At 70.6% G+C, this 13,283-nt stretch carries 8 protein-coding genes; 4 read left to right on the top strand and 4 right to left on the bottom strand.

What is annotated here, in order from left to right; all coding sequences use genetic code 11:
• Positions 1 to 11 precede the first annotated feature (11 nt).
• Entirely contained in the window at positions 12 to 1,196 is a 1,185-nt protein-coding gene (locus ACWCO8_RS09990) for a S8 family serine peptidase (protein ID WP_451031829.1), read from the bottom strand.
• Between the two features lie 130 nt (positions 1,197 to 1,326).
• On the opposite strand from ACWCO8_RS09990, the gene ACWCO8_RS09985 reads away from it, so the two are divergent.
• Complete coding sequence (locus tag ACWCO8_RS09985; protein WP_451031828.1) at positions 1,327 to 4,626, top strand: right-handed parallel beta-helix repeat-containing protein; 3,300 nt, start codon at positions 1,327 to 1,329, stop codon at positions 4,624 to 4,626.
• 63 nt (positions 4,627 to 4,689) lie between these two features.
• On the opposite strand, the gene eccB is transcribed toward ACWCO8_RS09985, so the two are convergent.
• Together eccB and eccD are read right to left on the bottom strand one after the other, a co-directional pair.
• Positions 4,690 to 6,180, bottom strand: coding sequence for a type VII secretion protein EccB (gene eccB, locus ACWCO8_RS09980; protein ID WP_451031827.1), 1,491 nt, complete (start codon positions 6,178 to 6,180; stop codon positions 4,690 to 4,692).
• Positions 6,181 to 6,194: 14 nt separating this feature from the next.
• The gene (gene eccD, locus ACWCO8_RS09975) at positions 6,195 to 7,598 is read right to left on the bottom strand and encodes a type VII secretion integral membrane protein EccD (RefSeq protein ID WP_451031826.1); all 1,404 of its coding nucleotides are present in this window, start codon (positions 7,596 to 7,598) and stop codon (positions 6,195 to 6,197) included.
• Positions 7,599 to 7,812: 214 nt separating this feature from the next.
• On the opposite strand from eccD, the gene ACWCO8_RS09970 reads away from it, so the two are divergent.
• Positions 7,813 to 8,595: a peptidase inhibitor family I36 protein gene (locus tag ACWCO8_RS09970; protein WP_451031825.1), complete on the top strand. Its 783-nt coding sequence runs from the start codon at positions 7,813 to 7,815 to the stop codon at positions 8,593 to 8,595.
• A 41-nt stretch (positions 8,596 to 8,636) separates the two neighbouring features.
• Here ACWCO8_RS09970 and ACWCO8_RS09965 read toward each other — a convergent pair whose 3' ends face one another.
• Positions 8,637 to 9,125 (bottom strand): YbjN domain-containing protein, encoded by a 489-nt coding sequence (locus ACWCO8_RS09965; RefSeq protein WP_451031824.1) that lies wholly within the window; start codon positions 9,123 to 9,125, stop codon positions 8,637 to 8,639.
• 241 nt (positions 9,126 to 9,366) lie between these two features.
• Here ACWCO8_RS09965 and ACWCO8_RS09960 point away from each other — a divergent pair, with 241 nt between their 5' ends.
• A complete protein-coding gene (locus ACWCO8_RS09960; protein WP_451031823.1) occupies positions 9,367 to 9,858 on the top strand; it encodes a type VII secretion system-associated protein in 492 nt (163 codons plus the stop codon).
• Positions 9,859 to 9,904: 46 nt separating this feature from the next.
• A complete protein-coding gene (locus ACWCO8_RS09955; protein ID WP_451031822.1) occupies positions 9,905 to 13,282 on the top strand; it encodes an AAWKG family protein in 3,378 nt (1,125 codons plus the stop codon).
• Position 13,283 lies beyond the last annotated feature (1 nt).

Below are 13,283 nucleotides of genomic sequence, written 5' to 3'. Positions count from 1 at the left end.
AGGTCGGTGTCTCAGCGGTCGGCGGCGCGCCAGGAGCGGGCTCGTCCGCGCGGGACGATCGCTACCGCGGCGGCGAGGACGAGCACGAGGAGCAGGGCCGCGCCGGCCACCACGAGCGCCGTACGGCGGGATCCCTCGGCGGTGTCGGGCTTCGGGTCCACCCGGGCCGGCTCGGCGCGCCGGTCGACGGCGCCGCCACCGGCGACGGCGGTGAGCCCGGCGTACGGGTCGAGGCGGGGGATGTCCGCCGGGTACGCGGTCGACGCCAGACGGGCGGCCGTCCGGTCCGCGGAGAGCTCGGGGTACCGGGCCCGAATGAGGGCCGCGGCACCCGCCACATTGGCCGCGGCGAACGACGAGCCGGAGCCGATGTAGTGGCCCGCGCCCCGCGGACCCACGCTGACCACGGCGTCGCCGGGTGCGGACAGGTCGGCGGCGAAGGGCGGCGGCGCGTTGGTCGGGCGGGCCAGGTCGGGGCCGTAGTCCACCACCGACACCACCTTGGGCAGGAAGGCGGGGAAGTAGGGCCGCGCCGCGGCCTGGTCGCCCGTCGCGCCGCGCGGCAGCGCGTCGGGGGCGACCGGCGCCACGATCAGCGCGTCGCGCTCGGACGCGTACGCGACGGCCGCGGTCAGTTCGGCGCGCCCGTCGACGACGGCCCGGGCCACGTAGATGACCTTGGCACCGGCGTCCGCGGCCTGTCGGATCGCCGTCGCCAGGGCGGGGCCGTTGGTGATGCCCCGCTCGTCGGTGCCGCGCACGGCGAGGACGCGGGCCTGCGGCGCGACACCGGCCATGCCCGAGCCCGGGCGGGGAGCGGCCGCGATGAGGCCGGCCGCGAAGCTGCCGTGCCCCACACAGTCGATCTTGGCGGTACCCACATGGGTCACCCGGCCCTCGAGCGCGGGTATGTCGGCGCCGACCCCGGTGTCCACGACGGCCACGAGCACGCCGGAGCCCTGGGTCAGCTGCCAGGAGCGGGACAGACTCATCGCCGCCCGCGTCCAGGGCTCGGCGCGTGCCGTCTCCGCGGAAGGGCCGGCGCACGGCTCGTCGGACCCGAGTGCGGTCCGTACGGTCGGCAGCGAGACCGGTTCGTCCGCCGCGGAAGCCGGCGGGGCCGCGCTGATCGTCAGGCAACAGGCAACCGCCGCTGCCGAGATGAGGTGTTGGCGCGAGTAACGGGCGCGTCGCATGCGGCACATGATAGGCGCCGAACCGGTCCCATCAACGGCGCGCGGAAGAAAAATCAATCAGTAGCGCGGCACACGGTTCCCCGGCCTCCCGTACGGCACCCGTCCGCACCCACCCATCAGGAGGTATGAAGTGTCACGCCAGATACTCAGGGTCTCGCCGGATGAGTCCGGTGCCTACAGGACGATCACCGAGGCACTGGCTGTGGCGCGCTCCGGGGCCGTCATCCGCATCAAGGCGGGCCGGTACGCCGAGAACCTCATGGTGCGGACCCGGGTCAGCCTGGTCGCCGAGGGCGACGGCGACGCCGTCGAGATCTGCCCCCGCCGCGGTTCGGCCCTGGTGCTCGTCGCGGACGCCGTGATGCTCACGGACCTGGTGCTGCGCGGTGGTTCGGAGGACGTCGCCACGGTCGACGCGGCCCGGGGCCAGCTCGCCATGGACGGCTGCACGGTCAACGGTTCGGGCTGGACGGCGATCCTCTCGCGTCAGACGGGGTCGCTGGCCCTGCGCAACTGCCGTATCACCAACCGGGACGGCGCCGGCATCGTCGACACCGCCCCGACCGGGAGCGTGGTGGAGGACTGCCTGATCGAGAACCTCGGCACCTCGGGTGTGGTGCTCGGCGAGAACTCCAGGACCACGGTCCGTAATTGCACCATCCGCGATGCCCGGGGCAACGGACTCCTCGCCAACGGCGAGGCGCAGGGCGTTTTCGAGGACTGCGAGGTATCCGGAACGGACAAGCCCGCCCTGGCACTTGAGGGCAGCAGCTCGACCGCGGTCAGCAGGGTGCAGATCCGGGACGTGCCCGTGGGCGTCCTGGTGACCACGACGGCGCGGCCGGTCCTGGAGAACGTCAGGGTGTCGGCGACCACAGGCCCGGGATACGCGCTGTCCGCGGGCGGGGACTGCCTGATGCGGTACTGCAGCGCCGAACGGACCAAGGGTGCGGGGCTGTTCGTGACCGAGCGCTCCCGCGGCACCTTCGAGGAGTGCGAGTTCACCGGCACCAAGGAGGCCGGCATCAAGGTGCTGGGCGACGGCGCCCCCTCACTCACCCGGGTCGGCGTCCGGCAGTGCCTGGACACCGCGGGCGCCGTCCAGCTCTCCGACGGCTCCACGGCGGAGTTCGACCACCTGGAGATCACCAACGCGGCGGGCACGGCGATCTCCGTCCGTACGCTCGCCAACCCGCTGATCCGGCACGTACGGATCATCAGCCCGGGCGGAGTCGGCGTGGAGGTCGACGACGACGGGCGCGGCCGCCTCGAAGGCGGCACCATCGAGCTGACGGAGGGCGTCGGCATCCGGCTGTCCGGCGGCGCCGAGACCCACATCAGCGACACGGTGCTGCGCTCCATCTCCAACGTCGGCCTGGAGGTCGGAGCGGACTGCACCGCCACCGTCCGCGACTGCGAGTTCGACTCCAGCGCCGGTACGGCCGTCATGGTGGCGTCCGGCAGCGACCTCGCCCTGACCCGGACGCGGATCACCGGCGCCGGGGCCCACGGCGTCCTGCTCTCCGAAGGCAGCCGGGCCGAACTCCGCTCGTGCCGCGTCTCGGCCAGCGCGGGAGACGGCATCCGCGTCGACACCGCCGAGGCCGTCGGCATCGCGGGGTGCGAGCTGACGGAGAACCGGGGCGCCGGCCTGCGGCAGACCCGCGCCTCCGAGAAGCTCGAAGTGATGGACATCAGCAGCGCCGACAACCACGTGCCGGACGCCTGGGGCCCGGACGCGGACCTGGCCGGCGGCGGCAAGGGAGGCGCGGGCGGTGGAGACCGCAGCCCGCTGGAGGAGCTGGAGTCGCTTGTCGGCCTCGACGGCGTCAAGCACCAGGTGCGTACGCTGGTCAACCTCAACCAGCAGGCTCAGCGCAGGATCCGGCTCGGCATGCCCGTACCCAGCATGAGCCGCCACCTGATCTTCGCCGGGCCTCCCGGCACCGGCAAGACCACCGTGGCGCGGCTGTACGGCGGCATCCTCGCGGAGCTTGGGGTGCTGCGTTCGGGCCACATCGTCGAGGTGTCACGGGCCGACCTGGTGGCCCAGTACATCGGCGCCACGGCCATCAAGACCACCGAGGCCTTCAACGAGGCACTCGGCGGCGTCCTCTTCATCGACGAGGCGTACACGCTGGCCTCCGGCGCCAAGGGCAACGGCACCGACTTCGGCCTGGAGGCCATCGACACCCTGGTGAAGCTGATGGAGGACCACCGCGACGACATCGTCGTGGTCGCCGCCGGCTACTCGGAGGAGATGCAGGGGTTCGTGGCCGCCAACGCCGGTCTGGCCTCCCGGTTCACGCGCACCATCGAGTTCGCCAACTACTCGGTGGAGGAACTCGTCACCATCACCGAGAACATCTCCGCCGGCCACCGCTACGAACTGGGCCCCGGTACGTCGGAGGCGCTCACCGCGCACTTCCAGTCCATGCCGCGCGACGCCAACTTCGGCAACGGACGCGTCGCACGAGGCGTCTTCGAGGACATGGTCGACCGGCAGTCGTTCCGGCTCGCCGCCATGACCGACCCCAGTGAAGCGGACCTCACCCTGCTGCTGCCGGACGACGTCGCCGACGCGGCCGGCCAGGAGAAGGACGCGGCCGAGGACCGGCAGCAACTCCTCGACCAGCTGGACGGCATGACCGGCCTCGCCGCCGTGAAGCGGGAGGTCACCGACCTGGTCAACCTGCTCTCCCTGGCCCGCCAGCGGGAAGCCGCAGGACTGCCCGTCTCACGCCTGAGCCAACATCTCGTCTTCGTCGGCCCTCCCGGCACCGGCAAGACCACCGTGGCGCGCCTCTACGCCCGACTGCTGCACGCCCTCGGCGTCCTGCCGTCGACCAAACTGGTGGAGGTCGCCCGCGCGGACCTGGTGGGCCGGTACGTCGGCCACACGGCACAGCTCACCAAGGACGTCTTCCAGAGCGCGATGGGCGGTGTCCTCTTCATCGACGAGGCGTACACCCTCACCCCGGACGGCGGCGGCAACGACTTCGGCCAGGAGGCCATCGACACGCTCCTGAAGCTGATGGAGGACCACCGCGACGACGTCGTGGTCATCGCGGCGGGCTACGACGTGGAGATGGGACGCTTCCTGGACTCCAACCCGGGTCTGGCCTCACGCTTCGGCCGGCGGGTGCACTTCGAGAACTACTCCACCGACGAACTCGTCTCCATCGTCGAGCAGCACGCGCGGAGCACGGGCTACGAGTGCGGCACGAACACGGTCGCCGCGCTGCGCGAGCACATCTCCGCGCTTCCCCGTGGCCGATCGTTCGGCAACGCCCGTACGGCACGTCAGCTGATGGAGTCGATGATCACCCATCAGGCCCGGCGCCTGGGCGGCCTGACGAACGCGTCGGTGGACGACCTGCGCGCCCTGCTGCCGGAGGACCTCCCCGCACACGCGGAAGCCTCCGCCTAGACAGCGTGACGGTGGTCCGCTCACCCCGCCGAAACGGCGGGGGAGCGGACCACCGGAAACCACTCAGTGCGTGGTGTTCGCCGACGGGGTGCAGCGCGGAGCCGTCGTCACGGCCACGCCCCGCTCCGCCGCCTCCGGCGACAGGTCGGGACCCGTCGGAAGCATGGCCAGGAGCAGGGACGGGAGCCCCTCGGAGGTCGCGTCCGCGTACCCGAGCGCCGAAGCCGCCGCACCGCTCGCCACGCGGTACTTCACCCCGGCGTCGGTGACGAGGTACAGGGTGGTCCCGATCTTGGTCCCGGCGCCGCTGAGGGCACGGACGACCACTCCTCGGCCCGCCGACACGGTGATGCGGTCGACGGGCATGCACGCCCTGACAAGACCCTCGGGACCGGGATCGGCCGGCATGCCCAGTTCGGGCGCGAAGGCCAGGCCGATGCTCGTGCTCGTCCCCTTCGCCTGCGAGCCGGCTGGGGTGATCTGCGCGCAGGGCTGCTGACCCTGGGCGACCTGCACCAGCTGGGGCGGCTTGCTCGGCAGGGCGGTCAGGTCGACGGTGGGGTCGACGGGCGCCAGATTGCCCCGCAGGACGTCGGAGCCGACATCGGCGACGGTAGGCGAAGCGCCGCCGTACGCCAGCTGACGTGTCTTGGGGGCACCCACGGCCAGGGCCATCTGGGTCGCGGTGAGGGGGCTGAGTCCGTCCTTGCGCAGCTGGTACGTCTCGGCGGTGCGACCGGGGACCGCCACCCGGAAGAGCTGTCCGATCCGGGTCTCCCGGCCGGCGAGGCGCGGGCCGGGCGCGCCGACGTCGGGCACCTCCCGCGCGGCCAGATCGGGCCCGGACGGCAGAGCGTTGAGCAGCGCCCCCGACACCTGCGTGGCGGTCGCGGACCCGTACCCGAGCGCCTCCTGGGCGGCGCTCGCCCGGTCGACGCGCAGGCGACTGCCCTTCCACAGCAGGTAGTTCGCGCCGTCGGGGCCGGTGACGAGGAGGGCCTGATCGCTGGTCAACGAGTCGATCAGAGGACCGCGCGCGACGGCGAGAGTGGTGATCGTCCTGGCGCCCTTCCCGCCGACGCCGGTGGTCGTCTCTGAACACAACTGCCAAGGTTGATGGTCCAGTTGTGCGGTCGACGGCAGGGAGTGCGGAGCGCCGGGGATGCCGACCGGAGACCCGTGGGGTGTACCGGCCAGCGCCTTGGAGCTCACCGTCTCGGTCTTGGCCTCCTTGCTCGAAAGGAGCTTCGCCGACGCGTAGTTGCGCAGCGGCCGGAGGCGGCCGCCGATGTACAGAAAGCGTGATCCGGTCTCCTTCTCCACCACGATGTTGCCCTCCTCCCGCCACTTCGACGAGGGCGTACCGGGGGAGATGAGCCCGAAGACGAAGGCGCCGGCGCCGACGAGCACCGCGACCACGATGCCGATCACGATGCCCCGGTTGGTCCGTCCCTGCGGGCTCTCCGGGGCATCCGGGTCGGCGCGCAGCATGCCGGAGGTGAGGCGCCCCATCATGAACATGTGCGCCTGTACCTGGTCGCGTTTGTTGTCCATCGTGTCCGGCGCCCCTAGCCCTTGAGTCCGCGGAGGAAGGAGTAGACGCCAAGCACCCAGAGACCCAGCGGGAGCATGGCGATGGCCATCGTCGAGTGCAGGATCTCGGCCGCGCGGCCCCAGTACGGAACGAGTCGCCGGCCCGGGACGGTCCACGCGGCGATCGCGACGGTGGCCGTGGCGCCGAGGAGACCGGCGGCGAAGAGCAGGCGACCCGTGGGCGTCGCATCGGCCGTCATGACGAGGACGAGGGCGCCCGCTCCGATGGCGGCGGGGGCCGTCAGCCAGAGGCGCTGCAAGGTGTTCCCCAGACCCCTGCTGTGCAGAAGCAGGAGCACCGTCAGTACGGCGATGGTCAACGTCTCCGCGAGCCGGGGGTGCGTGGCGAGACCCACGACGGAGGCGGCACAGATCACCCCCGCCGCGCCGTAGAGGCCCGTCATCCAGCCGTCGGCGACCACCGCCCGCGCGGCGACGGCCGACGGCGAGTGCGGCTCGATGCCCTCCTGCAACTGCTCGGCGTTGGACGGCAGGGGCGGCAGTCTGAGCCCGGCGAGCCGGAACGACAGGCTCGGTACGAACGCGCCGAAGATGACCGCCGTGACGGCCATCACGCCCGCCGTCTCCGACAAGCCGAGATCGGCCGCGAGGACCAGGACCCCGGCCAGCGCCGCGCTCAGCGCGATGATCCCGAAGGCGGCGAACAGGGCCGCGAACGCACCGACCACCGCCACCGCCAGCATCGCCCCGCCGGCCGCCGCCGCACCCGCGGCGAGCAGCCGGGAACCGAGCACCGCATGCCCCTCCGATGTGCCCGACAGAGTGCCCCCGGGCAGCAGCCAGCCCGTCTGGGCCAGACACAGCACCCCGGGCATCCCGAGCACAGCGCCCGCGCCCGCGTCCCCCACCGCGCGACTCGCCGAACCCGCCCCCGCGAGCAGCAGCAGGGCCATGCCGGCCGAGGCGATCGCGCCGACCAGGCTCGAATTCCCGGACAGCGCCACCGTCGCCGCCGCGGCGAGCGCGGTCGCCCACGCGAACGCGAGCAGCAACCGCCGGGAGATCACCGGAGTCCAGCCGAAGGGCTGGTCACGCATGGTGGTCGCGATCCCGTCCACCAGATCGTCCAACCGCACCTCGGGCAGTACCTCGGTGTGCGGTCTCAGCAGGACCGTGTCACCGTCCCGCAGCCCCAGCGACTCGAGACTGCTCTCCTCGTCGAGCCGCTTGCCGCTCAGCCGCTGGAGGACCCACCCCCCGTGCTCCAGGCCGTTCTCGGCGAGCCCGTCACCCGCGTACTCCACCAGCGTGGGCAGCAGGTCGATGATCGGAATGTCCGCGGGCACCGCCAGGTCGATCGACTTCTCAGGGGCGCGCACCGTGAGCCGGCACAGACCGGCGGCCGTGTTCTCAGGCATTTCCAACCCACGTTCCTCGAAACCGCCAACTCATCACTTCACACGATTCGGTTCTGCATCTCCGCTGCCATCGACAACCACCCCGACCTACGCGCCGACCGCCGACGGGGTTCAGGTCCGCCCGCAAGGTTTGCGCAGGGACACGGCAGGAGTGTGGGACGGCGCGGCATGACCGGGCTTCCCACCCGTACCTCACCCCGAACACGGAGCAGACATGTCCGAATCCTCGACAGGTCCAGGTGCGCCGTCGGCGCAGCCGAACGGCGCCGGGCGACTTCTCGTCCGCGCGGCGTTCGCCGGCGGCGCGCTGGTCACCCTGCCCTTCCTCCTGATCGCCGAGGGCGGCGCCGACGAGCCGGACCGGCCCGCGTCCCAGGCGGCGCCGGCGGCCCCGGCAGAGACGGCGAAGGTCGAGCTCGCCGCGGGCAACGGGACGGAGCCGGAGCCGGAGCGTGCGGGCGAGCGCCGGGAGAAGGCACCGGCACCCCTCAAGAAGCAGAAGCGCGAAGCGGTACAGGAGGACACGGCACCGCTCCAGCGACAGGAGCTCGCCCCCGCCGAGGAGCAGGAAGCCGAACGGCTCGCGGTCATGCGACGCAGCGGCTCGCCGCTGCTCCCCAGGGTCGAGGCGAGGCCGATGTGGTACGGGTGTGATGAGGGCGAGATGTGCCTCTACGGCGGGCCCGACGGCACGGGGCCGCTGCTGGCGCTGACCCCGCTGCACGTCGCGGAGATGTGCGACGGGTTCGCCACGAACCTCACGTACCTGTCGCTGCCCCTCACCTGGCAGGACAAGCCCGGCTACAACGACGGCGCCACCTGGAACGACCAGGCGACCAGTGTCTGGAACCGGACCGACCACACCTGGAGCCTCTTCACCGACGCCGACCACCAGGGTGTCGAGCTCAAGATGCCGGCGAAGGCGGCGACCAACCTCCAGGACATCGACAAGTTGTCGTCCCTGAAGCCCAGTTGGTGCGACGGCCCGGGCAACTGACCCGATCCAAGTGAGCGCTGCGTCATCCTTCGGCACACGCCCTAGTTCTCGCTCTCGGCCTCGCTGTCGTCGGCGAGGCCGAGGAGGCGGGTCACGTGCCGGTCGAACTCGATGGATCCCTCGATCCAGCTGACGACACAGGTCACGAAGTGCTCGGGGCCGACGCCCATCCCGATCAGGGTCTGCGCCTCGCCGATCATCCGGATCTGCCCGTCCTCGGGCGTGAAGGTGCACACCTTGGGCCACAGGCTGTTGCGGTTCCAGTCGTCGATCCACTCGTACAGCTTCGGCTTGTCCTCGGGGCGGAAGGGCCGGTCGTAGAAGGTGCGGACGGAGAACAGCCGCTGGTCGCCCGCGCCCCGGAACATGAAGTACATGCGGTAGTCCTTCCAGGGCGCGACCAGATCCCCCTCCACGTCGACGGTGTGCGTCAACTCCAGCCGGTCGAGCAGCTGCCGGACGAAGTCCTGGGTGGGGAGGAGGGTGCCGCCGTTCCCGGCGGGCGCGGCGGCGACGGTCTCGGCTTCCACGGTGGGGGCTCCTTCGCTCCGGACGCTCTCGACGTCGCCGAATGTGCCACAGACCGTCCCGTCGGCACAGGCCCGACGGGTGCGCGGGAGCGGGGGCGCAAGGATTTCGCAGGGTGGTGGCAGGAGTGTGAGGGGTGGAGGCAAGGCTCTCTTTCCACCCTGGGCCCACGGCCCATCGGTGAGGGCCCGTTCACGCACCCCGACCGCCGCACCGCATCGCATCGCATGAACGGAGAGGGACATGGCAGGCGACCCCAATACGGACACGACCCGGATCGTCATGGACAAGGGGGGTCTGCAGCTGTTCCTGGACAACCGGCTCGCGCCGTTCACGCAGAGCCTGCGGAACATGCTGGTCGACGACCCCTCCGGGGAGCGGGCGCTGGGCACGCTGGCGGACGGGGACGTCACCGACCCGGAACTGAAGGACCTGGGGCGGCCGCTCTCCCTCGGCTTCATGGGGACGAGCGGTGAGATGGGGGAGACCGGGGTGAAGCTGAACAAGGCCCTGGTCAAGTGCATCACGTCGATGACGGAGATCTTCGACGACCACATCGTCCTGTTCGACGACATGGAAGACAACATGCGGATCACCATCAGGAAGCTCGGCGAGGTGCAGGACGGGAGCCTGATCCGCATGGACGGCGAGGAGTTCATGGACATGTGGGAGGACGTGGTGGACGACCTCGCGTCGAGCGAGCGAGGGGGCGGCAGCGGAGATGACGACGACTAGAGCGCGACCCCCTCCTCCCTTGTTCTCCGAGTGAAAGCAGAATGTCGTGCCCGACGCCCCCAAGGTCCCCCCGATCACCGCCACCGACGACTACTGGTGGCAGGCGGTACGGCTCTTCACCGGGTACGTCCCGCCGACCAGGGACGAGATCTTCGCGACACTGCTCGGGAACGACAAGATCCCCCTGATGAAGGTGGAGTTCTCGGACGCCCCCGAGGTCGAGAACAGCCTTCTGGGCGCCATCGACGATCTTCAGTGGAGGTCCAGGAACAGCGGCTGGCACATCCAGGACACCGACTTCATCGTTCCCTTCTACTCCGGCATGTACGGCCCCATCACGACCGCGCCCGTCGGCGAGAACGTCAAGATGAAGCGGGCCCGCATCACCTTCATCGGCACCATCGACGCCGATGTGCCGGACGGTGGCGTCTACCTGGGCGGCGAGTTCAAGAGCAACCTGGGTCACGCCTTCGGCGGCGGCATCGATGCCCATCACAAGTGGAACAACCGCAACCTCACGACGTACTCCTTCGGGGGAGGCCTGGCGCTCGCACGGCTTCTCGAACTGCCCGGTCAGTCGACGGTGGGATTCTCGTGGGGCGAGATCGACGTCTCACGCAAGAACGCCGTGAGCCTGAAGTCCTTCGAGGACACGGCGGCCGCGTTCGACCGGGCGGCGAGGTTCTTCGCGGCCCGCAACCGTGACCTGACGGACTGGGAGTTCGACCTCGGCAAGGAGGAGTTCGCCTGGAAGGGGCAGGCGGCCGGCATCTTCCGTGATCTCATCCACGGACTGCAGAGGAACTACGAGGGGTACAACGAGCAGTTTCCGCAGTTCGGCACCTGGTCGAAACACGGCTACCAGCTGCGCATCTTCGGCAAGCAGCTCGAGTTGGCGGTGAAGAAGCTCCACAGCGCATGGCAGATCTGGCAGGAATTCGCGTCCAACCCCCTGCGCTTTCTCTATGACGACCTGCTCAAGGTGTCCGACGAGATCTGGTACCAGAACCTCACCAAAGTGCGGTCCGGCGTCGATCCCAGCGAACACAACAAGGTGAAGTACGAGGGATTCAGCGGCGGCTACAAGGACTATGGCCCGCTCGAATCGACGGCGACCTGGAAGAGGATCGGCGAAGACGCTCTGAAGCGCTGGCAGGACTCTGTCAAGAATGACCTGGAGAGAGTCGCCCGCCAGGTGCTCATCGATGTGCAGAATTCGTGGAACGACCAGAGGTTCAGGCCTCTCAAGTCGATCGACATCGACCTGGAGAAGAGCTTCGCGGCGGACGTCGCCGCGCGGGACAAGAAGAGGGCGGAGGACGAGGCGGCGGCGGCCAAGGCGGAGGCCGACCGCAGGCAGAAGGAGGCCGAGGCGGCGGCAGCGGCCCGCCAGGCGGAGGCGGAGGCCCGCGCGGAGGAGCGGGCACGGAAGGCGCAGGAGGAGGCCGACCGTAAGCAGAAGGAGGCCGAGGCCCGGGCCGAGGCGATCCGGCTCGAGCAGGAGCGCAAGCAGGAGGAACGGCAGCGCCAGCAGGAGGAGAAGCAGCGCGAGCAGGAGGCCAAGCAGGAGGCCAAGCAGCGCGAGCAGGAGGCGAAGGCGGAGGCGCAGCGGGCCGAGCAGGAACGGAAGCAGGAAGAGCAGCAGCGCAAGCAGGAGGAGAAGCAGCGGGAACAGGAGGCCAGGCAGGACCAGCAGCGGGCTGAGCAGGAGCGCAAGCAGGAGGAGCAGCAGGCCAAGCAGGAGGCCCGGCAGCAGGAGCAGGAGGCCAAGCAGGACCAGCAGCGGGCCGAGCAGGAGCGCAAGCAGGAGGAACAGCAGGCTCAGCAGCAGGCGATGGTCCTGCTGCAGCAGCAGAAGCAGGAGGAGCGGGAACGCAAGCAGGAGGAGAAGCAGCGGGAGCAGGAGGCGAAGCAGGAGCAGCAGCGGGCTGAGCAGGAGCGCAAGCAGGAGGAGCAGGAGGCCGAGCAGGAGGAGAGGCAGCGCGAGCAGGAGGCGAAGCAGGACCAGCTGCGGGCCGAGCAGGAGCGCAAGCAGGAGGAGCGCGAGAAGCAGCAGGAGGCGAAGCAGCGGGAGCAGGAGGCCAAGCAGGAGCAGATCCGCCAGGAGCAGAAGGCGGAGCAGGAGCAGATGAAGGAGGAGCAGAAGGCGGAGCGGGCCCGGCAGGAGGCCCGGCAGGAGGAGCAGCAGCGCAAGCAGGAGGAGCGGCAGCGGGAGCAGGAGGCCAAGCAGGACCAGCTCCGGCAGCAGCAGGAGGCCAAGCAGGACGAGATCCGGGCGCAGCAGGAGGCCCGGCAGGGGGAGCAGCAGCGCAGGCAGGAGGAGCGGCAGCGGGAGCAGGAGGCCAAGCAGGACCAGCTACGCCAGGAACAGAAGTCGGAGCAGGGCCGGCAGGAGGCGCGGCAGGACCAGATGCGCCGGGAGCAGGAGGCCCGGCAGGACGAGATCCGGCGCGAGCAGGAGGGCCGGCAGGACGAGTACCAGCGGCGGCAACTGGAGGCCCAGGAACGGATCGGCGACCAGGCCGCGTCGATCGACCTGCCGCAGTCGAGCCGCTACCCGGACTCGTTCGGCGACGGCATCAGCGCGATCAACCCCGACGGTTCGGTCACCACGCAGTACCCGGACGGCAGTTCCTCGACCATCGACCCGCGGACCGGCGAGTCGACCGTCACCCTGCCCGACGGCTCCAGGGACGTCAGCCAGCTCGCCGCGGGCGAGTCGACCCGCAACCCCGACGGCAGCTGGACGACCCGTCAGCACGACGGCACGCTGGTCACCGACTTCCCGGACGGCAGCTCGACCAGGGTCGACCCGGAGACCGGTGAGGTGACGACGACCTTCCCCGACGGCAGCCGGGCGAACACCCATCTCGAACCGGGCCAGGACTTCCGGGCCCGGCCGGACAACCCGTACGACGCTTCGACCACCGGCGTGGGCACAGGCACCGGCGTCGGCTCCGGAGCCGGCGGGTACGAGGAGGAGCTGTACGACGACCCGCAGTACAACACCGGTGACCTGGGCGCCCGTGACTCCCTCAGGGGCCAGGGCAGCACCATGGACGACATGCCCCGGACGCCGATGGGCAATCCGCCGATGCTGCCGATGGGTACGCACATGAACGGCGCCACCACCGGCGGTGAGGGGACCGCCGATCGGGTACGCGCCGTCCTGGCCCACGAGCCCGAGACGGTCGTACGCCGGCGCCAGGGCCGGGGGAACCAGAACCAGGACGACGTGGGAGCGGCGAGCCGCAACGGCTCCGCCACCTCGGGATCGCCCTTCATGCCGCCGATGAACCCGCCCGGTGGCCAAGGGCAGCAGGACACCCAGAGCGACCGCGAGCGCGAGTCGTGGTTGACCGAGGACGAGGACGTGTGGGGAGCCGACGAGGACGGCGCCCCGGCGTCGATCGGGAGGGACTGAC

The sequence above is a fragment of the Streptomyces sp. NPDC001927 genome, from assembly GCF_053594455.1.
The sequence above is the reverse complement of the archived record's forward strand: the minus strand, read 5'-3'. Positions and strand labels throughout refer to the sequence as shown.